At 67.7% G+C, this 21,388-nt stretch carries 25 protein-coding genes; 3 read left to right on the forward strand and 22 right to left on the reverse strand.

Going from position 1 to position 21,388, the window contains the following annotated elements:
* Window positions 1–268 precede the first annotated feature (268 nt).
* The 15 genes from BLT25_RS28570 to BLT25_RS28640 all read right to left on the reverse strand — a co-directional run bounded on the left by BLT25_RS28570 (window position 269) and on the right by BLT25_RS28640 (window position 11,485).
* A complete protein-coding gene (locus BLT25_RS28570; RefSeq protein ID WP_176884391.1) occupies window positions 269–1,084 on the reverse strand; it encodes a Fic/DOC family protein in 816 nt (271 codons plus the stop codon).
* Window positions 1,085–1,145: 61 nt separating this feature from the next.
* On the reverse strand, window positions 1,146–1,391 hold the full coding sequence (locus BLT25_RS28575; protein ID WP_091053092.1) for an antitoxin VbhA family protein: 246 nt from the start codon (window positions 1,389–1,391) through the stop codon (window positions 1,146–1,148).
* A gap of 55 nt (window positions 1,392–1,446) precedes the next feature.
* The gene (locus BLT25_RS28580) at window positions 1,447–2,136 is read right to left on the reverse strand and encodes a hypothetical protein (protein ID WP_091053094.1); all 690 of its coding nucleotides are present in this window, start codon (window positions 2,134–2,136) and stop codon (window positions 1,447–1,449) included.
* A 13-nt stretch (window positions 2,137–2,149) separates the two neighbouring features.
* Entirely contained in the window at window positions 2,150–2,932 is a 783-nt protein-coding gene (locus BLT25_RS28585; RefSeq protein WP_091053096.1) for a ParA family protein, read from the reverse strand.
* 93 nt (window positions 2,933–3,025) lie between these two features.
* Window positions 3,026–3,427, reverse strand: coding sequence for a single-stranded DNA-binding protein (locus tag BLT25_RS28590; RefSeq protein ID WP_091053098.1), 402 nt, complete (start codon window positions 3,425–3,427; stop codon window positions 3,026–3,028).
* Window positions 3,428–3,695: 268 nt separating this feature from the next.
* A complete protein-coding gene (locus BLT25_RS28595) occupies window positions 3,696–4,061 on the reverse strand; it encodes a hypothetical protein (RefSeq protein ID WP_091053100.1) in 366 nt (121 codons plus the stop codon).
* A gap of 46 nt (window positions 4,062–4,107) precedes the next feature.
* Complete coding sequence (locus BLT25_RS30110) at window positions 4,108–4,566, reverse strand: hypothetical protein (protein WP_091053101.1); 459 nt, start codon at window positions 4,564–4,566, stop codon at window positions 4,108–4,110.
* A 119-nt stretch (window positions 4,567–4,685) separates the two neighbouring features.
* Complete coding sequence (locus tag BLT25_RS28605) at window positions 4,686–5,138, reverse strand: hypothetical protein (protein ID WP_091053103.1); 453 nt, start codon at window positions 5,136–5,138, stop codon at window positions 4,686–4,688.
* Between the two features lie 175 nt (window positions 5,139–5,313).
* Window positions 5,314–7,044, reverse strand: a complete 1,731-nt coding sequence (locus tag BLT25_RS28610) for a DNA cytosine methyltransferase (protein WP_091053104.1) — start codon at window positions 7,042–7,044, stop codon at window positions 5,314–5,316.
* 332 nt (window positions 7,045–7,376) lie between these two features.
* Window positions 7,377–7,616: a hypothetical protein gene (locus BLT25_RS28615; protein WP_091053106.1), complete on the reverse strand. Its 240-nt coding sequence runs from the start codon at window positions 7,614–7,616 to the stop codon at window positions 7,377–7,379.
* A complete protein-coding gene (locus tag BLT25_RS28620) occupies window positions 7,613–7,987 on the reverse strand; it encodes a hypothetical protein (RefSeq protein ID WP_091053108.1) in 375 nt (124 codons plus the stop codon). The genes BLT25_RS28615 and BLT25_RS28620 overlap by 4 nt, the downstream gene beginning before the upstream one ends.
* Before the next feature lie 205 nt (window positions 7,988–8,192).
* Complete coding sequence (locus BLT25_RS28625; RefSeq protein WP_143033902.1) at window positions 8,193–8,708, reverse strand: LPD29 domain-containing protein; 516 nt, start codon at window positions 8,706–8,708, stop codon at window positions 8,193–8,195.
* Window positions 8,709–8,884: 176 nt separating this feature from the next.
* Complete coding sequence (locus BLT25_RS28630; RefSeq protein ID WP_091053112.1) at window positions 8,885–9,310, reverse strand: hypothetical protein; 426 nt, start codon at window positions 9,308–9,310, stop codon at window positions 8,885–8,887.
* A gap of 389 nt (window positions 9,311–9,699) precedes the next feature.
* Window positions 9,700–10,164 carry a hypothetical protein gene (locus BLT25_RS28635; protein WP_091053113.1) on the reverse strand — a complete coding sequence of 155 codons (465 nt, stop codon included), beginning with the start codon at window positions 10,162–10,164 and terminating at the stop codon, window positions 9,700–9,702.
* A 205-nt stretch (window positions 10,165–10,369) separates the two neighbouring features.
* On the reverse strand, window positions 10,370–11,485 hold the full coding sequence (locus BLT25_RS28640) for an ImmA/IrrE family metallo-endopeptidase (protein ID WP_091053115.1): 1,116 nt from the start codon (window positions 11,483–11,485) through the stop codon (window positions 10,370–10,372).
* Between the two features lie 346 nt (window positions 11,486–11,831).
* On the opposite strand from BLT25_RS28640, the gene BLT25_RS28645 reads away from it, so the two are divergent.
* Window positions 11,832–13,202 carry a hypothetical protein gene (locus BLT25_RS28645; protein WP_091053116.1) on the forward strand — a complete coding sequence of 457 codons (1,371 nt, stop codon included), beginning with the start codon at window positions 11,832–11,834 and terminating at the stop codon, window positions 13,200–13,202.
* Window positions 13,203–13,584: 382 nt separating this feature from the next.
* On the opposite strand, the gene BLT25_RS28650 is transcribed toward BLT25_RS28645, so the two are convergent.
* A complete protein-coding gene (locus BLT25_RS28650; RefSeq protein WP_091053118.1) occupies window positions 13,585–14,271 on the reverse strand; it encodes a GNAT family N-acetyltransferase in 687 nt (228 codons plus the stop codon).
* Window positions 14,268–15,464: an NsdA family TPR-like regulatory protein gene (locus BLT25_RS28655; protein ID WP_143033903.1), complete on the reverse strand. Its 1,197-nt coding sequence runs from the start codon at window positions 15,462–15,464 to the stop codon at window positions 14,268–14,270. The genes BLT25_RS28650 and BLT25_RS28655 overlap by 4 nt, the downstream gene beginning before the upstream one ends.
* Window positions 15,465–15,744: 280 nt before the next feature.
* Between BLT25_RS28655 and BLT25_RS28660 the strand changes: the two genes are divergently transcribed.
* The gene (locus BLT25_RS28660) at window positions 15,745–16,467 is read left to right on the forward strand and encodes a TetR/AcrR family transcriptional regulator (protein WP_091053121.1); all 723 of its coding nucleotides are present in this window, start codon (window positions 15,745–15,747) and stop codon (window positions 16,465–16,467) included.
* Window positions 16,468–16,566: 99 nt separating this feature from the next.
* Window positions 16,567–16,911 (forward strand): single-stranded DNA-binding protein, encoded by a 345-nt coding sequence (locus tag BLT25_RS28665; RefSeq protein WP_091053123.1) that lies wholly within the window; start codon window positions 16,567–16,569, stop codon window positions 16,909–16,911.
* A 10-nt stretch (window positions 16,912–16,921) separates the two neighbouring features.
* Here the strand turns inward: BLT25_RS28665 and BLT25_RS28670 are convergent, their stop codons facing one another.
* The 5 genes from BLT25_RS28670 to BLT25_RS28690 all read right to left on the reverse strand — a co-directional run bounded on the left by BLT25_RS28670 (window position 16,922) and on the right by BLT25_RS28690 (window position 21,275).
* Window positions 16,922–17,485 carry a DNA-binding protein gene (locus tag BLT25_RS28670; protein WP_091053124.1) on the reverse strand — a complete coding sequence of 188 codons (564 nt, stop codon included), beginning with the start codon at window positions 17,483–17,485 and terminating at the stop codon, window positions 16,922–16,924.
* Window positions 17,486–17,745: 260 nt separating this feature from the next.
* A complete protein-coding gene (locus tag BLT25_RS28675) occupies window positions 17,746–18,321 on the reverse strand; it encodes a hypothetical protein (protein WP_091053127.1) in 576 nt (191 codons plus the stop codon).
* A gap of 83 nt (window positions 18,322–18,404) precedes the next feature.
* On the reverse strand, window positions 18,405–20,297 hold the full coding sequence (locus tag BLT25_RS28680) for a hypothetical protein (RefSeq protein WP_091053128.1): 1,893 nt from the start codon (window positions 20,295–20,297) through the stop codon (window positions 18,405–18,407).
* Window positions 20,298–20,547: 250 nt separating this feature from the next.
* On the reverse strand, window positions 20,548–20,772 hold the full coding sequence (locus BLT25_RS28685) for a plasmid mobilization protein (protein WP_091053130.1): 225 nt from the start codon (window positions 20,770–20,772) through the stop codon (window positions 20,548–20,550).
* 68 nt (window positions 20,773–20,840) lie between these two features.
* Window positions 20,841–21,275 (reverse strand): hypothetical protein, encoded by a 435-nt coding sequence (locus BLT25_RS28690; protein ID WP_143033904.1) that lies wholly within the window; start codon window positions 21,273–21,275, stop codon window positions 20,841–20,843.
* Window positions 21,276–21,388: the final 113 nt, after the last annotated feature.

A 21,388-nucleotide genomic window follows, 5' to 3' on the forward strand; every position in this document is an offset into this window, starting at 1 on the left:
CACTACCGATGCACGGGAGCCGCTGGCGCAGGGTCAGCGCGCTGCGCCACTCGGCCGGCGCAGGTGGCGCTGGTGAGTCGATGCAGATCGACATGACGCAGCAGACGCGCAGCGTCACTGCTGCGCCCGGCTGTCGCAGGCGTGACGCCGCAGTACCGGCGCAGCGTCAGCGACGACGCACCATCGTTGACGCTGCGCCGGTCTGCGCCAGCATCAGTTGGGCGCTGGCGTCACTGCGTCAGCAGCACCCACGCATGGTGACGCAGCGTCAGCGACGCGGCGCGCGACGCGGCGCGTTGGACTGGCCAAGTTCTTGGTGCGGCAACGAAGGTGACGACTCAGGGAGGTCGCCGCGGGCCTCGTTCAGGATGTCGGGCATCGACCGTTCGCCGGCGAGGCGATGTGCGCGGACGCTCCAAGCGAGTTCGACGGTCTGGCTCGGGCCGTCGGTGGCGGGCTGAGCCAGCGCGTAGAAGATGGGCCGAAGAGGAGCGGGGTCCGGGGTGCGTTGGCCGAAGTCGGGGGCGCTGAGCATCGACTGTTGGTTCCACAGTGCGGCGGTGATGCCGGTGCGCTGTGGGTCGTAGCTGATGCGGAAGTGAGAGAGCTCCGCGACCTGCGACATGAACACCTTGCCGGCGCGGCCGTTGCCCTCGCGGAACGGGTGAGCCTGGTTGATGTTGGCGTACACCTCGGAGGTGACGTCCGCGAACCCTTTGTGGTCCAGGGTGGCCCAGTCGGCGTCGGCGATGATCTTGTTCGCGGCGGAGAGGTAGTCGTCGATCTCGGTCGGGTCGGCGAAGTGGGTGGCGTCCTTCTGGATGCTGATCCCTCGGTATTCGCCGGCCCACTCGTAGACGTTGCCGAACAGGTGGCGGTGGATCGCGCGGAGGTGCTCTGAGTCGTAGGTGCGGGGCAGGTCGACCTGGCCGGTTCGGAGTTCGATCTCGCGGTCGAGGGCCTCGTCGTACTCGAACGCTTGCAGCTCTTCGTAGTCGCGGTATCCGGGGATGTTGCGCAGCGTTCCCGTGATGCCGTCGGTCATCGTCTCCGGATACAGATAGGACTCCCACGTGGGGGACATGGGAGTCCTATCGTCTGGGCTCGAGCTGCTCATGGTCGACGATCGAGGCGGTGCCTGCTGCTTACGATGCGTGGCGGTCAGTGCCAGCTCGGCGCCGAGCGCGAAACGCCGCGGTGCGTCGTGCCGACTCGGCGGCGTCGATGTCGCCGCGGGTGAACGCGACGAGGATCTCGACGCGCTCGCGCTCGGGCACGTGACCTTCGTGCCAGGCGCTCGCCAGGGTGTCGATGACGGTGCTGCGCTGCTCGTCGGTGAGGCCGTCGAACAGGTCGGGCCAGCGGGTCTCGATGTCGAAGGTGGTGTCCATGATCAGCTCCTCCTCTCTGTTCAGCGTAAGCGAGACGTGGTCTCGGATGTGTGGATCAGCGCTTGAGACGGTTGGGCAGTCGCGCCGGCGGCTTCGGCAGCACGCCGCCGTTTCGGTCGCGTGCGATGCTCACCGCGGCAGCGACGGCCTCGCCGCACCACGAGGAGTCGGAGAGCCAGCGGCTGGCGCCCTGGTCGGCAGTGATGCCCTCGCGCATCTTCGCGATGGTCTGGTCGGCCAGGTTGAACGTGCGGGTCAGACCCCGGGACTCGGCGCGCTCTTCCGGTCGGGCCAGCTGCTTGCGCTGGGCCGGCGTTCGCGCGGCGTGTGTCTCGATGGCTGCGGCGATCCAGCGGGTGAAGGTGTCGGCCTCTCCGCCGTTTTGCCAGTCCGCGAGGTAGGCAGCCTTGGTCTCCTCGAACTCCTCGGGCTGGAAGTAGATTCCGGCCCGGGTGGTCCCGGCCGGCGGGGTCGGCGCAACCTTCGATCCCGGCTTGGCCTTCACCTGCTCGGGCTCCTCCGCCGTCGGCTTCGCCTTCACCGGAGCGGCCGCCTTCTGAGGGGCGGTCGCGGTCGCGGTCTCGGTCTTCTCGACCGTGGGCTCAACGGCCGCCGGCGAGCTCGAGGCGGCCGGGGCCTGCTCGGCGGGCTCAGCCGGCCCCTGGGCCTCCTGCTCCTCGTCGAGGTTGTCGAACGACTGGCGACGTCGCTCCGCGAGCGACAAGCGCTTGGGGGTGGTTGCCATGGCGGGACTCCTTTCAGTGGGTGGTGGCGGCCGACAGGGACGGGGCAAGGACCTGCTTGAAGGCAAGTGCGTAGTCCTGCGTGGCGGTGGAGTTCGGGCGGTAGAGACCGACCGGGAGGCCAGAGGTGTATCCGTCTTTGACCTCGGTGGTGTGCCGGATCGGCACGGTGACGCGGCCGGGGTGCCCCTCGTTGAGAAGCTCGATCACGTCGCGAGTCGAGTTGGTGTTCGGGAAGGCCATGGTCGGCATGAACCAGTGCACCTCTTGGCCAGGGCGCATCCTGGCGGCGACCCTGGTTGCGACGTAGGGAACCAGCTCGTCCTCGACCGCCTCGTAAGCCTCCGTTGCGCACTGCACTGGCGCGATCACGACGTCGGCGGCGACCAGGGCGCCTCGTACCAGCTGGTGCAGGCTCGGCGGGGTGTCGATGACGATGTCGTCGTACACGTCGCCGAGGCGGACGATCTCGTCGGGGATCGCATGGGCGGTGTCAGACTCGGAGTCTCGTCGGGCTAGGTCACGGGTACCGATGACGACGTCTACACCGGGAACGGCCGGCGATGGCACCGCGGCGCTCTTCAGTGTCGCTTCGCTCCTCGAGTCCAGGACGTCGTCGGCGACGTAGAGCACGTCGGTCGAGGGCGTGATCCCGAGACGGGCCGCGAAGTTTCCCTGCGGCTCGAGGTCGTAGGCGAGGACCTTCCGGCCCGCACGGGCCAGCGTCAGCGCGGCTTCAGCTGCGCTCGTGGTCTTCGCTACGCCGCCCTTCGGGGAGACGAACGCGTACGTGGTCATGGAGGCTCCTACGCCTTAGTTGGTGCTGCGGTCTGATTCGAGTCTGTTTCAACCCGAAAGGGCGACGCTTCCGCGCCGCCCCTCGCCTGGCTCTTACTGCCAGCCAGCGGGCTCCTGGGGTGCCGGCTCTACCTCACGGTAGGACTTGGTCGCCTTGGCGACCGTGGCGGTCTGGTACTTCAGTGCGACACCGACGGCGTCGGCCTCGACGATCGTGGCGTAGCGGGTCTCGCCGTCCTTCTCGTACTTCTCGGTCTTGAGCCGGCCCTTCACCATGACGTTCATGCCCCGGCGGACGGTCTCGGCCACGTTCTCGGCCTGCGAGCGCCACACCTTGACGCGATGACGGTTGGGCTCACCGTCGATCCACTCCCCCGCCGAGTTCTGCCTCGGCTGGTTCTCGATCACGACGAGGGTCGCAACCGGGACACCACTCGGAGTGAAGGAGATTGTCGGGTCCTCGGCCAGGTTTCCGGTGAAGTCGATGTTGGTCATGGTCTGGTCCTAACGGTCGGGTACGGCTTGTCTTGCTGTGTTGTCTCTAGTATATGTCTAGTCTGTCATTCCTGTCTAGTGGTATTGGTGTGTTTTTGGCTTCGGGAACCTATGCCGCTCCCCCAGCTCATGGCCCGGCCATAACCCCGCACGGCAGTCAGACAGCGCCTCTACTCCTCCCCGTCCCCAGCGCCAGGCCTTCGTGTTGTGGTCGCCCCAAGCGACCACTCCCCGCCTCGACCACAACACCCGCTCGTCGGCCGGAGCGTCACAGCGCGTCTGCACGCCGATCGACGTCGAGAACCGCGGCGTACGCCACGGCACAGTCATCGCACCAGACTCCGAAGGGCATCGGCCGCTGCCGGTGGAGGATGAGGAATCCCAGCCTGATCAGGTCTGCAGGCACGCCACGGCCGGCAAGCTCCTTCTCGATGATGTACAGGTGCTCGGTCTGCTCGCGCACCGAGATGATGTCAGTGCCGGCGGGCAGGCCAGTGGCGTCGCGGAGAGGATTCGGCTTGGTCAGCCAGGGCCAGGCCGCTTCGACCCGGTCTCGAGCCTCCACCCTGGAGAATCCCCACTCGGTGAGGCTGCGACGTACGTCGCCGCTGGTGCTGCTCTGGTCGCCACTCATCGATCGTGCCTTTCGGTGCGCGGACGCGTGGTCGAGGGCTGGCTCATCACGCCTCCTCGTCATCGGGAAGGTTGTAGCCCTGGGAGTTGATCGCTGTCTGCGCGGAGCTAAGTTCCTCGGCCATACGCTGCGCGTGAGTGACGGCATTCTGCAGGTGGGTCCCTGCGGCCAGTGCGGAGAGGCGCGGGTCGCCGTTGTGGTCGTAGACGTCGAAGTGATCCAGCGACCGCTCGAGCCCGTCGGCGAGCTGCCGGAAGAGCTGAGGCAGCATCTGGGTTGCGCCGCTCATGTTGCCGAGCACGGTGTAGACGACAGGGGCCGGGATGCCCTCCTCCCCCGGGCTGCTAGTGATGTGGTTCATCGCACGGATGGCTTCGTAGACGACGTCTGCCCAGCCGTCGCGCTCTTCACTGACGTGGTCGCCGTACGAGCGGGTGATCCCCCGTTCGGTCGGATCGCTGGCCAGCGTGCCGTGATAGGTGATGCGCTCGATCTTGGCGCTCATGGTGCTCTCCGTTTCAGGGGGTCTGGGGTCATTCTGGTTCGCGGCGCCGACATGTTCGCAGTGTTCGGCCCACGCGTCGGCAGATTTGGCTGGCGTACGCCTGTCGCGTTCGGCTTGGCTCAGCCGTAGACGAGGGTGCCGAGGAGCCCGACCTGGAGGATCTGGTCGGCCAGTGCGGGCGACATCGGGCGCTGGGCGCTCGTCAGTGCTCCCCGGTGAGGGTGGATCGCGCTGTGGCGGTTCAGGAACCGAATCGAACGACGGTCGAGCTCGTCCATGAATTCGGGGCAGGCGCTCTCGATCTCGGTGAGGCCGGCCTCGATGGTGTCGAGGGTGACGAGGTGCTCGGTGTCGTGCTCGTCGATGAGGCGGGCCCACGCGTTTCCCCCGCCTGACCGGGCGGGTTCGGCGTGGCCGCCGATGAAGCCGGGTAGCCACCACTGGAACTCGCGGCAGCGGGACCAGTAGCGGCTGTGGCCGACGGCGGCGATGAGCACGACCGCGAGGAACGTGTCGCGCTCGGGAGTCCTGGCCGGCGCTTCGCTCGTGCTGGGGATGGCGATGGTGGTCATGATGTGTGGCTCCTTGCTGGGGTGGTGAGTCCCGGGTTGTCTTGCTGTGTTGTCTCTGGTTTATGTCTCGTCTGTCATTGCTGTCGGTCCCTGTCTCCAGCGGCCGACGATGGGGGCCAGGTGCTCCGGGGCCCGCACGTGCGAGGCGAAGCCCCGGAGCACCTGGGGCGGCCGGTTAGGAGAGGGCCTCGACGACGGCGGCGATGAGGTCGCGCGCGGCAGGGGGCGTGACGGCGTTTCCTGCGAGCTTGACCCGCTCGCGCCGGGTCCCAGCCCACTTGTAGTCGGTCGGGAAGGCCATTCCAGCGGCGACCTCGTGGGGCTCCAACATGCGGAAGAGGCAGTCGTCGACCTGAGCCTCAGCGGCGGCCATGTCGCCAGGCGTGATGACCGACTGCTGTGCGGTGGTGGTGAGGGTTCGCAGGTGTTCGGTCGCGGGGGTGGTCATCTCGGCGCCGTCACCCTTGCTGGAGTTGTGGCGGGTGATCAGCGCGTACCGGTCTCGGGTGGTCAGCGTGCCGACCGGATCGGACGCAGGCTTCGACGACTCCGCCGCGCCGTAGTAGGGCGTCAGCAGCGCCGAGGTCTCCCGGGTCGTCATGGTCCGGTGCGGCTCGCTCGTCGAGCGGGCATCGTCGTTCCACGTCCCCCCGGCGGGCACGACCAGGCCGTGGTGGTTCCCCGAGGCCGTGACCGTCGAGAGCGGGTGGCTGGCCGGGCGAGCGTCCGAGCCTCCCCCGCGCAGTTCGGCAATGAACGCTGGTGCGGTGGCTCCACTCGGGATCGCGAGGGCGTCGAGATGGCGGCTCGTCTGCGTGCGCAGTACCTCGTCGGTCGACTTCACCCGGTCGCCGGCACGACCCTCGAGGGGCACCACAAGCGCCTTGGTCTCCTGGGTGTGGAGGGTCCGGAGGGTGTCGTACACAGACCATGTGCGGTAGTAGCCGTTAGGGCTGCCGTAGGCGGGGTGCTTCGGGTCGGCCGCGTCGTACTGGTTGCCGCCCTGCTCCATGTGGAACGGGGCCCAGTACCTGGCGATCCCGGCCGCGATCCGGCGGCGCGTCTTCTCGGCCAGGGGCTTGGTTCGGCTCCCGATCATCTTGCCGCGCAGCGTCCAGTCGATCGCGGCGGCTGCCGGGAGGTAGCCGGGCTCCACGGTGGTCGAGCAGGTGGCGTGGATGTAGACGTACTGCGAGCGGTACTTGCCCACGGTGCGGCCGTTCTTCCATGCCTGCTGGGACTCCACGACCTCTTGGCAGTTGGGGCACCAGGCCAGCGGGCGCATGACCTTGTCGACGTTCGGGGCGCGGTTGCCCTTGAGCCAGCACACGACGTAGAGGCGGTCTCGCGACTGCGGGGCGGGGTCGCCGTGGGCCTGGGCGTGCATGGAGTTCAGACTCACGATGCGGAAGTCGTAGCCGAGGTTTCGAAGTCCCTTCTTCCACAAGGTCCAGGCTTCGGCGTAGCGGGGGTTGGTGGCGATATCGACGACGTTCTCGATGACCATGGCGGCGTAGCGGTGGTGCTCGGCGAACCGGAGCACGTCGAACATCAGCAGCCGGGAGCGCTGCACGATGGCCTTCTCGGGGTCCTCGTCGACCAGCTCGGGGTCGAGCAGGTCGAGCAGGTCGATCTCCATCGACACCGATGCGTACTTGCCGCCGCTGGCCTGGGACCACTTCGTGCACTCCGGAGAGGCCCAGAGAATGTCGGTGCGCGGGAAGTAGCGGGGGTCCTCCTCATGGAGGTCGACACAGGCGTGGTCTGCGCCGGGGTGGTTGCTGTTGTGCACCTCGACGGCGAGGGGCAGGTGATTCGCAGCGATGCGGATCTCGATGCCGGGCACGGCGATCGCTCCGGTCGAGGATCCCCCTCCCCCGCAGAACAGATCAGTCATCGTGAGCATGGCTGGCTCCTTGCTGGGGTGGTCAGCCCCGGGTTGTCTTGCTGTGTTGTCTCTAGTATATGTCTAGTCTGTCATTCCTGTCTAGTGTGTCGTGAATGTTTCTTGTGTCTCTCCAACGCGGCCTGTCGAGTCTGTTCATCCCTCTGGCCCCTCAGATCGCAGTGGCCCTACTCCCCTCCCCTATTCGGCCGGATCTGGCAGCTCGAGCCCTTCGGCCCTAGGCTTGGTCGAGCTAGGCAGGGTGGTTCCTGTCTTGCTGTGTTAGATCGGCCCCCAGCGTTTGCCGGGGGCCGATCGCCTTTCTCGGTGCCATGTAGGCGCCTGGCGCAGGCTCAGCGGCGTACGTGGCGCTCGATCCTGTCGTCGCTGGCTGCGGTGTAGCGGGTGCCGTCGATCTCCAGCTCCATCCGGTCCAGCTCCTCGTTGTACGTGGGCTGTTCGACGACTCCTGCAGGGGTGACGTCGCCGATGAGGAGCAGAGCGGCAGGAACGCGCTCCCAGGCCACGTCATCGGCCACTCCCCCGGTGTCCGGGTACTCCGGCATCTGGATGGCGGGCTCCAGGCTGCTCACCCCATCACCTCCGCGCGGCGGAGGGGCGTCCGGGCGCCGGGCACGGTGGCGCCGGTCATCACCGCGATCATGTCGGCGTAGTCGCGCTCGAGCTCGGCCGGGAGTCGGCGCTTGGCCTCCTCGACGGAGTCGGCGTGGAAGGTGCGGTAGTGGCGGCGAAGGCCGTCCCCGTGGTCCTCGATCTCGACGTGGAAGCCGGCGGCACGGTAGGTGTCGTGGTTGCCGGGCGTGATTCGGACGTAGAAGTCGTGGCCGGCGATGGTGGCTCGGGCGATGTGGGCGTCGTACTCGCCGGCGAAGCGGTCGTCTGCGTCTACGATCGCCCATCGCTCGATAGCCACGGCTTCGGTGGTGGCTGCGGTCGTGGTCATGATGTGGCTCCTTGCTGGGGTGGTGAGTCCCGGGTTGTCTTGCTGTGTTGTTTGTTGCTGCAGTCGTTTCTGTCATTGCGGTCATGAACTGCTAGGCAGTACGGCCTGTCTTTCGCTGCGTTCGCTGCCTGTATGTGGATGACCGGAAGAGGGGTCGGGGCTGCCAGCCCCTCCCCCGGCCGCTTGTGGGCCCCGCTGCGCGGGGCTAGTTCGGCGTGGGGGCGCCGGTGGGGATGCCGTCGGAAAGGTCGGTCTCGTCGAGGAGGCGGCGCGTGCCGTAGTAGGTGGGGTCGCCGTACTGCTCGCCGAGGCTCCACCAGTGGCTGCCCTCGGTGGCGATGCCTTCAGCCCACGTCCGGGCGTCCTCGGAGTAGCTGCGGTGCGGGATGATGCCGCAGCTGGAGTACCGCGGGCTGTATCGGCTGCCGTCTTCGCGGGCGTAGGTCACGGCCGCGACCTGGCGGTAGGAGTCGTCGCTCCCGTCGAAGCGGGCGCCCTCGAATCGGCCGAGGATTGGGAGGACCTGGGACGTCGTCGGGCCGTCGGTCCAGGCGCAGTCAAGCCATCCGTGGGCGGTGCCGCGCGACATCCGCACGGAGAACTTCACGTTGGGGAACTCCTCGCGCAGCGTGCGCCGGAGCTCGGCGGCTGTCTCCTTGACGTCGTACTCGATGATCTCGACGTCCTGGCCGGCCATGGTCTCAACGCGAGTGCGGGTCATGATGTGACTCCTTGCTGGGGTGGTGAGTCCCGGTTGCCTTGCTGTGTTGTCTCTATTGTATGTCTAGTCTGTCATTCCTGTCTAGTGTTGTAGGCAGTTGTTTTCTGTGCTTCATTACTGCGCGTAAATGAGCGGACCGGCCGGGAGTTCCGGCCAGTCCGAGGAGATTGAGCTGATTAGGAGCGGGGAGTTGAGGCTGCCGTCAAGATGTCGAGGTGGTACGGGTCAGTTGAGTTCCGGGGCCCGGCAAGGGGCCGCATGTAGGGCAGCCAGATGTACTCGGTGTGGCCTTCGAGATTGGCGGCGTAGTTGTCTCCGCCGTCGTCGAGGAAGGCGTTCCAGGCGTCTTCGTCGGGTGTGATCGGCGCTCCGGCGACACCGGCGAGGCCCGTGAGAGTGAGGTGGTCGCCCTGGTCGCTCCACTCCAGGACGACGGTCCAGGCGTCGGGGAAGCGGTGGCGGGCCTGCAGGGCGATCAGGTGCACTGCCGACTGGGCGAGCTCGATGTCGGCTTGATGCGCGGCGGTGATGGCCCGGTTGAGTCGGGCATCTGCGGCGGCGATGGCGTCGGTGAGGTCCCAGGGATCGGTGGCTGCGGTCACGGTTGCGCTCCTTGCTGGGGTGGTGAGTCCCGGTTGTCTTGCTGTGTTGTGTCTATTGTATGTCTAGTCTGTCATTCCTGTCTAGTTCTTTGATGCTCTGTTTTCAGTACTCCGATCCGGTCGCGCTCGCACCGAGAAGCAGCCGCGACCTGGCGCTTAACGGCCTGTTGGTGCCCACTCCTCCCTCCTCCTGGCGATCACCCGGCGCAGCCGGCGTCGTGTTTGTCCTGGCCCGCGCCGGAGTGAGATCGGGCCATGGCTGGCGAGGACCCAGCTCGGCGGCCGGTTTGGGGTAGGGGCCCCGGGCCGGCCGCCGGACCCTTCCGTACCCCGGCCGGAGCCAGAGGGCTCGCCTGGGCCGCCCTGCGAAGAGCGGCCCAGGCGGGTCGTCAGTCGCTGAGCGCGGCCTCGCGCTGCTCCTCGCAGTCCTCCCACTGGGCAGGGAGGTAGTTGCCGAAGGTCTCGAGCAGGTCGCGGGGGATGACGCAGGCGTCGACGAGGCAGACGTCGCAGATCTCGGCCTTGAGGGCTCGACTCCAGAGGCGGCGGTGTGCCACGTCGGGCCGGTTGCGGCGGCCGTTCCAGGCGAGCCACTGGTCGCAGGCGTAGCGGAAGTGTCCGAGCAGCCAGGGTGCGTGGGCGTCGACGACGATGGCGAACTGCGCGGCGGCGAGGGGAGTGGTCGGGATGATCCACTCGACCGGCTCGCTGTAGGCGCCGGGGCTGACCTCGATGAGGTCTTCAGGCTTGCCGGACCAGGCGAAGGCGAAGCCGTCCTGGAAGTACTCCAGCCCGGGGGTGCCGTCGCAATGCCTGGAGGTGTAGCCCGGGATGAGGCTGGAGGTGCGGGTCATGGGGCGCTCCTTGCTGGGATGGTCAGTCCCGGTTGTCTTGCTGTGTTGTCTCTATTATATGTCTAGTCTGTCATTCCTGTCTAGTCTTGTCGGAGAATTTTCATGTCCTGATTGCTCGATCTCAAGCGGGAGACCCGGTGACTTGGATCGCCCGGCGACCGGCTACGGGGGCCGGGCCGATGGGCCCGACCCCCGTAGCACCTGGTTAACGGGTGAGGTCGGCAAGGATGTCGGCGATGGGCTCGCCAGCCTTGGCTCGGGTCCAGGCTTCTCCTCGCGGCTCGAGCCCGGCTGCGCGGAGAGAGTCGGCGAGTGCTTTGTTGTCGGCCTTCTTGGCGGCCTTGGTGGCCTTGGTGGACTCCTTGACCGTGACGTCCTGGTGCCCCAGAGCGGCGGCGGTGACTGCGTCGAGCACGTGCGAGGCCTTCTCGTAGGCGATGGCGACTCGCTCCGGGTCGCGGGTCCAGGTTGCGGCGTAGCGGGCCGATCCCCGGGCGAGTTCACCTTGTCCGTAGGCGGTGAGCAAGCCGTAGGCCACTGCCTCGGCCTCGGCTTCCATGTCGCCGCGGTGCTCGCCAGCGTAAGGGCGGTCCTCGCCTTCGCCGTGGAGGAGAGCGTGAGTGATCTCGTGGGCGAGGGTCTCGACGGCTGCCCACTGGGCCAGGCCTCCGTGTACGACGATCTGGCGGGTTGCGTGCACCGTGTACCCGCCTTCGGCCATGTCGCGGCCGCTGCGGGTGACGGTCCAGCCCTGGTCGGTGATCCAGGCGGTGAGCCGGTCGAAGACGTCGCGGGCCTCGCCTTCGGGTAGTTCGGGGGCGGCGTACGCGCTCGAGGCGGTCTCGCCTTCGTCGTTGGTGACGTCGGCGGCGCGGTAGGTGCGCTCGATCTTGAAGACGGTGCGGCGGACGGCTCCCGGGGTGTCCTTGTCGCATTTCTTGCCGGTCGCGGGGTCGACCCACATCGGGATGGGCCGGGAGAAGATGCCCAGGGCAGTGCCAGCGGCGGGGGCGAATCCACGCTTGGCCCAGACGTACGCGGGGGCGATCTCCTCGGCGGCGGCCTGGATCGCGGCATCGAACGCGTCTTGCTCGCTCATGCCCTGCGTCTCGAAGCGGGCCCAGAGCTGAGACACGATCAGCGACTGGTTGTTGGGGGAGTAGGCCGGGTGTCCGGCGCGGAGCCGGAGGGCCCGGGCTGCCATGGCGGCGGGCCAGCCTGCGGGGTTGGCGATGAAGGCTGCGGCCTGGTCGACCAGGGCCTTTCGGGTCGCGGCGTGGTCGACGGTGCTGGCGGGCTTGGTGCTGGTTTTGGTGGCCATCGCTGGTTCCTCCGTTTCGGGGTGGTCAGCCCCGGGGTTGTCTTGCTGTGTTCTGGGTCTAGTTTATGTCTAGTCTGTCATTCATGTCAATACTGTTTGGAGAATTTTCCTGTCTTTCCTGTCCGGTCTGTGCAATACTGTGGTTCTGTCGTGGCCGTGCTGTCTGTACTCGGGTCCGAGCTGCGGCCACCCCTCTCTCCTCGCCAGCCGTCTTTGATCTCGCCGAAGGGTTCTTCAAATGACCGCCGTTGCTACTTCTGAGATTTCGCCCGAGCCGAGTGCGTCGGCCACGTCTGTGGCTGCGCCAGCAGGCCCCGGGGCCGCTGGAGCGCCAGGTCGACGCCCGGTGCGGATCCCGCTGTTGTCGGCGATGGGGGTCGCGGTGCTCGCGACGGTCTTCGCCTACTTCGCCATGGTGGGGTTCGCTCTCGACGTGCTGGAGATCTCGACGGTGTCGGCGTACGTGTTCGCCGGCGTGTATGAGCTCTCGCTCATCACAGTGGCGCTGCTGGCCCGGGAAGCGGCGCAGCAGGACCGGCCGGCGCGTACGCAGTTGGTGATGACGTGGGTGTTCTCTGCGGCGTCGGGGATCTTGGCGGGGTACCACGAGATCGACGCCGGCCACGGGCTGGTGGCCGCAGGGTTCCGGTTCACGGTTCCTGTGGTCGCTGCTCTGATGTGGCACTTCGCGTTGGTGGGGGATCGGCATCTGGCGTCGGTGAGGTCGTGGACCGAGCTGCGTCAGGCGGTGCTGATCCACTCGGTCATCACGGCGAGCGCTCGGTGGTTCGAGGCGCAGGGTCGCGCAGCGGGAAAGAGCGGTCGTCGAGCGAAGCGCGCGGTGGAGCGTCGCAACCAGGCGCGTCTGCGAGCGATGACGCGGGCGATGCGGAGTGTCCCGGCGGGGGAGCTGCGAGGTCGACTGGTCGACTGGGACGACGGCGTAATGGCGATGTCGGAGATGACCGCCACGGTGGGACGTGCCGTGGTGATGGACGCTCAGACGGGGGTGCGGGTTATGGAGCAGCTGGCGCAGGTCATGACGCACGGAGCATCAGCACAGAGCGGATCCCCGGCGCAGGTCGATCCTGGTGCGTCGCTCAGCGTCGCGCGTCGGTCGGCCCTGGCGCTGTCTGCGGCACCCGAGCGGGATGTCGCTGCGGCGCCGCGGGCGCACGCTGAGCGTGCGGCAGCGTCGTCCGCTAAAAGTGCTGTGACACGGGCCCCGGCGCGGCAGGAGGCGCCTGCGTCCAGCGGCATGAGCGAGGCGACGCATGACGCGGCAGCTTGGGACGCGGCTCCCGCTGCTGAGGGCCTCGCCGGTGCTGCCGCACGTAGCGTCGGCGATGACGCTGCGTCACCTGCTGTGCCGCAGGAGCGGTCGGCGCAGCCTGTTGCGCCGCGAGCGTCTGACGCTGCGCCGGAGACGTCGCAGAATCCTGCTGCGCCCCAGCAGCTGCGTGGCGCAGAGGTGACGCAGTCGCAGACTGCTGCGTCACGCGCTCCGGCGCCGCAACGCCGTGCGTCGGCCAGGGCGCAGGTGGACCTGCTCGAGGTGCACCGCATGCGGTCTGCTGGGGTCAGCTGGCGCAAGATCGGCCCGGCGCTCAAGCCTCCGGTGTCGCCGGATACGGCCCGGCGGGCCTATGAGGACGCGCGCAAAGCGCCGGAGACTCCCGCGCACGGGCTCTTCCTGAAGGAGCTTCAGGCGAGCTGATCTGCGCCACCGGGAATGAGGGGAGCCCCGCTCCGGTCTTGATGGCTGGAGCGGGGCTTCGTCCTTGGTCAAGCTTGTCGACTCTGTCATTCCTGTCTGGGGTGTGCGGGTGAGGCGGGGCTGCCGCCCCACCCGCTTGTGGTCTTCCCCAAGCCACGGGGCCTGGTGATGGCCGCATTGAGCCGGGTGTGGTGCAAGGGCCGGCGGACGCCGGGCATCGCTTCCCTTGCGCCGCTGCTGGCGCGGCCTAAGGTCCGTGAGTGGTGTGGGGACGGCCGCGGTCGGGGGGCGGAGTCCTCAAGTTGACCCACCGCGTGACAGGAATGACAGAGTCGACAAGCTTGGCTCGAGGCAAACCCGGTGCCCGGCCTTGGGGGACACGTCAGTTCGCGGACCGGGTGGTGCGGTAGGCCGCTTGTCTGTGCGCGGTGGAGCAGAACTTCGGCGTACGGCTGGGCGCGGCGGGTGCGGGGATGCGGCGGCCGCAGTAGCCGCACCGGGGCGCGTTGGCCCACTCCGGCGCGAGGAGCGAGTAGGAGCGGGAGTCGCGCCATTCACCGTTGGTGTGGACGTGATCGCGGATCGTGCCCTCGTAGGTGAACCAGAGTGACTTCACCAGGCGCTGGCTGGCCTCATTGGCGGGACCGATGTTGGCCGTGATCCGGTGGAGGCCAAGCTTGTCGAAGCCGAACTCGATGATCGCCATGGTGGCCTCTCGGGCGTAGCCCTTGCCCTGCCACTGCGGCCGAAGGGCGTAGCCGAGGTCGGCGGCCTGGTGGCCGCCCAGGCCGAGGCGGATGAATCCGGCCACGCTCTCGGCGCCCTCAGCGGGCGTGATCGCCAGGTAGTACTCGGTGCGCGGCGTGGCGTGCTGGCGCTCGAGGATGCCGTCCAGCATCGCTTTGGCCTCCTCGTGAGTCCGGCTGTCGAAGCTGAGCCAGACCGTGACCTGGTCGTCGCCGACGAGGTGGGCGACGTCGTCGAGGTCCTCAGCAACGAAGTCGCGCAGGACGAGTCTTTCGGTGTGGATCACCACCGGGCCCGGGTCGGGGAGGGCGGTGACGCTCATGGTGCGAGCACCAGGGGAGAGCGGGTGAAGGCCTCGAGCGAGTCCCCTAGGTCGGCGCGTGCGCCGCTGGTGTCGGCGGTGCGCAGCGCGGCCGCGACGCGCTGGACGCTCTTGATGATGCCGCCGATGCGCTGCTCGCGGGGGAGCGAGAGCACCCCAGTGAGAGCTTCAGCAGCTCCCTCGATCTCGCCGGTGTGGATGCGGGCGATTGCGAGGTCGCATGCCGCACCGGCCGCATCACCGAAGGCCCAGTCCTCGACAGACGGGTCGGAGAAGGCATCGACGGCCGCAGTGGCGACCCGCTCGGCGTCAGGGTGGCCGGGAAGCCACGCGTACGCGTCCGCTGCGTAGTAGGCGGCTCGGGCGGGTGTGAAGGTCAGGATCCCACCGTACTCGTCGAGCTCGGTGCGCTGCATGGTCTCGGCGGTGTCCTGTGCGGCTTGGACAGCGCTGACGGCCGCGTCACTGTTCCCGAGCCTTGCCCAGGCACGCGCGGAGGAGGCGTGAAGCCACAACGCGGCGGTGGTGTCGGTGCTGGCCGCCAGTCCGCGCTGGGCGTACTCGAGGGAGTCGCGGGCCCGGTTGTCCCAGTAGGAGATCAGCGACATCAAGCCGTTGAGCCAGGCGGTGACTGCCGGGTCGCCGAGGTGGTCGGCGAAGACCAGCGCGGTGCGGGCTTGGGTGATGGCGGATCGGGGATTGCCGAGGTCGTGTGACGCCTTGGCGAGCATCCCGCCGGTGATGGCCCCGATGCCGTAGAGCCGGCGCCCGTCGCCGGGGCGACTCGGGCTGGTGATGGCCTCGGTGACCGACTCCTGGAGGGTCACCATCGGGTTGATGAGCTCCGGTAGTGCCTTCACCGGGTACGCGCGGGCCAGATCGCGCAGCTCGTCCTCGAGAAGGCGGTAGTCGTCGATCGGCGTGAGGTTCATTCCGAGTTTGCGCATCTTCTCGGCAGCCATGGCCAGTGCCTCCATCTCAGTGGTGATTCCGGCGGGCCGGATGGCCAGCGCGGGATCGGGGGGTCCGAGGAGAACGGCGATGGGCAGCCCACCGAAGGCGCGTTCCATCGCACGGGAGAGCCCAGCTGTAGGCGTCGAGCCGAGCACACCCGTGCCGAGGCGCGTGACGTGAGCGACGCTGATCGGGTGTCCCGCGCTCTCAATCGCGCGGGCGACAGCGCGCCACGTCATGCCGCGCTCGTCCTTGATTGCTTCAAGGGAAGTGCGTGGCCCTGCTGGTTGTCTCATCGGTTCTCCTTGCCCCTCCACTGTGCCCCGAGCCTAGGCGCGATGTCTGCCGATGTTCGCTGATGTGCGTTCGATGTCAGTTGATGTCTGTCGACTTGTCGGATCCGCCGGCGAGAGCGTGAACCTGTCAAGAAACGTTACGACCTGGCCACCTTGATCGTAACGCGAACTGGGAAGCACGGTGACGAGTCGCTGATCTCGGGCTCGGGGAGGAGCGAGGGCAATGGCCGCTGGACATTCGGTCGGTCGACCGCGCCACACCGGCCGTCAGGCTTCCACCGCCGTCGCGCCGCGTGACGAGATCCTCGATGCTGCAGCGCGGCTGTTCGTGACTCGGGGCGTCGCTGGCACCTCGACCCGCGAGATCGCCGAGGCGACCGGGATCCGGCAAGCCTCGCTCTACTACCACTTCGCCAACAAGGACGAGATCGTCGCGGAGCTCCTGGATCGGTCTCTTCGGCCGACCCTCGACAAAATTGAGAAGGTCGAGCTGCTCGGGGCGCCTCATGGTTCGGCAACCTCGTCGGCGCAGCTCTACATGCTGCTCGTCCTTGACGTGCGAACGCTGGCCCTGGCGCCGCACAACGTCGGTGTCCTGGCGCGGCTACCCGAGGTGCAGCGCCAGGGCTACTTCGACCGATATCGGGCTGGCCGCAACGAGTTGCGCGAGGCGTATGGCCGTCTTGGGAGCGGCGTGCTCGCCGAGGAGGGTTCGTCGGTGGCGGCGCCTGCAGCTGCTGTTCCGGGGCACCTCAGCCTCGGATCGATGCTGCTGCAGTTGGCCGAGGTCGTGATCAGGATGCGCGGCGGGGACCGTCCGCTGGCCGCCAGGGTCGACGCCCAGATCGCAACGAGTGGGCTTCGGCTGTGCGGTGTCTCCGTGCCGCGGATCGAGGCTGCAGAGCTCGAGGCCTGCTCCTTGATTGGAGCCTTCGATGAGCTGTGAACGACGTAGGACCCCGGAGGCGCTGCTGCGCCGGCGGGCTGGAGGAACTCACCGAATTCGTCGACCCGACGGGTACGACATCGAGGAAAGGACCATCTGATGCCGGTTATCGCGTTCTTTGAGGGCGACCTCGTCGCCGATCCTGACCTCAGCGTCTCCCCGGAGGGGTCGCCGCGGTGCGAGGTCGTGGTTCGTCCTATGCCGCGCAGCGAGCGTCAGCGTGCCCAGTGGGAGCGCGCGAGCGAGCCGCCGACGTACCACGTGACCGCGCTCGACGATGACGCCTACGCGCTTGCCTCGCTGACCGAGGGCACTCGGGTCGTCATCATCGGCCGCGTGAAGGCAGTGTCGTGGGTGGACGGGGAGGGCACGCGTCACCGCCGCGACACCGTCGTGGTCGACTCCTTGGGCCAGAGCATTCACGCCGGCGCGTTGGTCGCCTAGTCGCAGGCGCTCACTTGCGGGTCTTCCGGAGCTCGGCGACCTCATTGAGGAGCCGGTCGCGCTCGGCGCTGATTGCCGCGAGCGCGCCTTCGGCCTTGTCTGCCCGCGATCGCTCGTCTGCCAGGAGCGAGGCCTGCTCCTTGAGGTCAGCTGCCGCCTTGGCCTGGGCGTCGGCTAGGTCCTTGGCTGACTGCTCAGCGGCCGCCTGTGCTGCGGTGTCGATGCGCTCGCACTCCTTCTCTGCCTCCTCCACCGCGACGGTCAACTGATCGCGCTCTTCGTCGGCTCGTTGGAGCTTGGCCTTCCAGCCAGCCACGGCCTCGTCGAACTCTTTACGCGCCGCCGTGAAGGCCTCGCGCCACAGCGCGTCGAAACGGGCCTGGACCGCTTCGGGGATCGCCGGCGCCTCCCGCTGCTCAGCCTCCCTCTCGTTCCAGGATCGTGCCGCGTCTGCCGCGATGGCCATCCGGACGCCCGAGCGCTCGCGAACAGCTCGCGCAGTCACCGCAACACCCTCGGCTGCGAGCGCCTCGGCTGCGCCTGCGGCCTTCACCTCAGGGGTGGATACCGTCATTCTGCCTCCTTGGTAACGTTGGTATCAATGTTACCAGTTACCGACGTTACCCGCAAACGGTCGATACGCCGTACGCCCGACTGCCGCAGCACTGCGCAAACCCCCGGGGGACCAGGGGGACTTAAGTCACCTGTGGGGGCCTGTGCAGGGACATGTTCAGCGTGTAAAGTTGAGGCCGAAGCCTCCCCCCGCTGGGGTGTGGGGAAGTGAACCCGGGATACCGCCGCAGTACGGGACCCGGGTTTCGCGCTTTTCCTGGGCTAGAGATCGATCTGGATCACGTCGATGTGTACGGCGAGGGCGTCGCGCCACACGGGGTTGCCTCGTCGGGCGGCTCCGAAAGCGCCAGCGATGGCGTCGGGTATCCAGAGCATGGGCTCGACGTTGGGATCGCCGAAGTCGACATGGAGCGAGCCTGTGAGCGTCCCGGCACCGCGCAGCGCGTCGACCAGGAACAGGTCGCGTCGGTTGAGGGCGTCCGTGCGTGTCTCCAACCACGCTCGAGTGACCCCGAGACCTTCCAGCTCGAGGAAGAGCTGCTCGAGGCATTTGCGACGAGCACGCTCCGGCTTGCGGGGGTCGATCGGTGTAGCGATGACGATCGTGTGGGCGACGTCGAGCTGGCCGAGAGCCTCGGCGATCCGAAGGCGGTCCTTGTCCTCTTCCTCACGCCAGTGCATGCGGCGGCGCGGGGAAGGCGCGGCCGCGCGTACGGCCACGCGGTGTCCCTCGCAGGCAACCGGCTCGGCGATTGTCGCTGCGACGATGTAGCCGGCTGCGGCGTGGATCGATTCGTCGATCCACGCGTGGAGGGTGAAGTCGGGCTCATTGCTCACGGGGTGATTGTGTCGGGGGGCGCCGACAGGTGGGTTAGCCATGGCGGGGACTTTCGGCTCTGGCGGGGGTTAGCGTCGCGGGGTCAGACGGCAATGGCGCCGAGCTCTCGCTCTAGGAGCGTGAGGAGGCTCGTGGTGTCGTCGAACCACGCCGTCTCGCCTTGCCTCTCACCTTGCGCGGCCGGTTGTGGGGGAGGGTCGGGCTGCGGGGCTGCAGGTTCGAGGAGTCGCGGGTCGAGCCGGCCGCGTGTGGTGAGCCAGTAGCGCCAGGCGGCGCGCTCGGCACGGTAGCGGGCCAGTTGTGCCCGGATCGCCTCGGCGATGCCCCAGGCCTCGGCAAGCTGAGCGAGCGACGCGTCGCTGATCCGCCAGCCCCCGCCCTGGTTCGGCGGAACGCGTTCGGCGAGGCCGTGGGTGGCCAGGATCTGGAGTGCGTCGTAGGTCGCGGTGACCCCGACCCGGGCGAGCTGGGCGAGTTCGCGGCCGCTGATCGACGTCTCACCTCGGTGTCGGGTCTGCTCGAGGGCGGCGTAGACGAACGCGGCCGGCAAGCCGAGCTCTCGGAAGACGGGGCGGATCGCGTAGATGCGGCCGGCGCGCCACGGCGTCTCAGCGCACTTCGGGGCGAGAAGTGGGGGGATGCGGAGCTCGTAGGCGTGGGCGTGGACGCCCTTGGCCTGCCGCACCATCTGGAGAAGTAGGCGGTCAGTGGGCTGGTTCTCCAGGGTGCGCAGGATCCGGCCGACGGTGGTGTGGTCTAGGCCCGTGGCGATCGCCAAGGAGCGGTTGCCGTGCTCGATGACCCTGCTCTGGGTCAGAGCTGCGGCTTCGGCCAAGGCGTAGAGAACAGCGCGTACGCCGAGATCCGTCTCGGGGCCGTGTACGAAGTCCGCGGCGGCCAGCCATTCTCTGACCCATTGGCTGATCACTTTGGGCCGCTGCACTATCGCAGACCCTGGTAGCTCCCCCCGCTGTGTCTTATGCGGGCTTGTGGTGCGTAGACGAACAGACTGCTTCCCGTGCGCTTCCCGGCGTCGTTTTTCGAAGGAGACGGCTCGTTGCCAGTCGCGGCTCAGCGCCTTGTGACGCTCGTGGGGGGCGTAGCGGGCGTAGAAGGAGGCCAGTCCTGGCCAGGTGCCGTCCTCGACGCGGCGGGCGACGTCGACCAGGCGCCATCCGGCGGCGGCGCAGGACCACATGACTGCTTGGCGGGCCTCGGAGGGGGAGGCGTACTTGCTGGGGGCGTAGTCGCCGGTGCGGGCGATGCGCTGGAAGTCGTCTGAGGGGCCGCTGGCGTAGCCAGGTAGCGAATCGATCCTGCTGCCGTCGTCGACATCGTCGACCGTTGCCGGTGTGGCCAGTGGGCCGTGGTGACGCTGCAGCTCCTGGAGGAAACGCGACCAGGCGAGCGGGTTGTTCGGGGTGTCGAGCACCGCCTCGGCGTGCTCGAGGGTGCAGTCGAGCTCCTGGTGGCCGCCTGTGCGGTGTCTCGATCCTGGGGGCCTGATGCAGCCCTCGGAGATGCCCGACATCGGCAGCTTGTCGACGCTCGGCAGCCGCTGCTCGAGCATCCGGGAGGCGTCACGTGCCTCGGTGAAAGGGATCCCGCCGGCGACAGGGACGTACACATGTCGGCCGCCGCTGGGGGAGTGGTCAGAAAACCAGGAAGTCAGCCCGGCGCGCTCGAGGAGCCCGACGAGGGCGGCGTAGTCACGACCGACCGTAGGGTCTGGGCCCTTCGCGTCGAGGTCGACCACGAACACAGGGGCGCAACCGTTGTCGTCGTACACGAGCACCGCTGCGGGACTACCGGGGAGCTTGCGGGTGATCGGCCGCTCGTACTTTCGTCGGTAGTTGCGACCGTCGCGGGCCACGCGGACCCGGCCACGCGCCGCGAGCCGAGGCGCCAGCTGGGCCCAAGTTGCCTCCGCGGTCCTCGGCTTCGCCTGGTCCCTTAGTTGGAGCACGGAACTCATCCGGCACCACCTGGTGCCGTCGGCTGTGCGCCGGGCCGAATCCAAGATATGGAACGTTTAAGCGCGTGTGCGATGACTGGCGTCATCACGGGTGTTATCGTGGGTAGCACAAAGCCACCTCGTCTCCTAGCGCAGAGCGGGTTGTCATACATCTGGCTCGGCCTGAGCTACCAACTCAGATCGAGTCCCACGAAAGTCCTCTGCTACCAACAGGGGACTTCGTACATTTCGGGGCACTGCCCCGATCGGGTCATCCAGTCATCTGGAACAGCTCCTCAGGCTGCGCGCGCGGGACCTTGGGCCGGCGGCCGCGCGGCCGCTCAGCGTCTGGCCGGTTCATGACGCGGCGGTAGACGAAGAGACTCATGCTCACGCCCTCGGCCGCTGCTTCGGCTTCGAGTTGTGCCTTCTCTTCGGGAGTGAGGCGGACACCGATCGACTCAGTGGCCGCGGGAGGGTGCGCACTTGAAGTCATGGCGTCATCCTTCCGGGAAATCCGAAAACGTTGACGATTTACTCCGGCGTGTCGCGCGCCTCCCAGAGTCACCAGCCCTCTTTCGTGAGGGTCTCGGCTGCCTCCCGAAGGTCTTTGTCGAAGCCCTTGATCGGCTGACCGTTGAGGCTGTAGATCATCGTCACCGCCATCAGGTGCCGCAGGCGCTCCTCATCGACGATGTACTTGCCGGGGGTTCCCTTCCATCGGCCGGGCGGGTCGGGGACCACGACGCCGGCGTCGACCAGAACCGCGGTGTTCTTGGAGACCACGCTCTGCGTCAGGTCGAGTGCAGCTGCGGCGTCAGCCTGCGAGCTGGCCGTTCCTCGATAGTGCCGAAGCAGCGCCAGGCGCAGCGAGGAACCGAAGACGCGCGCGGCGATCTCGACGCTCATGGGCGGTGGGGGATCGGGCTGGATGACGCGCGGCACATCGCCATTCTGCCGATAACCGCGCGTCCGTGAACTCTGGCCATCGAGAAACACCCACCTTTCGCTAGTGCATTCCTTTAAGGAATGCTTTGTGGTAGCGTACCTGATGAGCACCGAGGAGCGCCAGAACCAACACAGCCCAAGGGGCGGGAGGGGCAGCAGATGCG

The organism is Nocardioides sp. YR527 (assembly GCF_900101045.1).
GTDB lineage: Bacteria > Actinomycetota > Actinomycetes > Propionibacteriales > Nocardioidaceae > Nocardioides.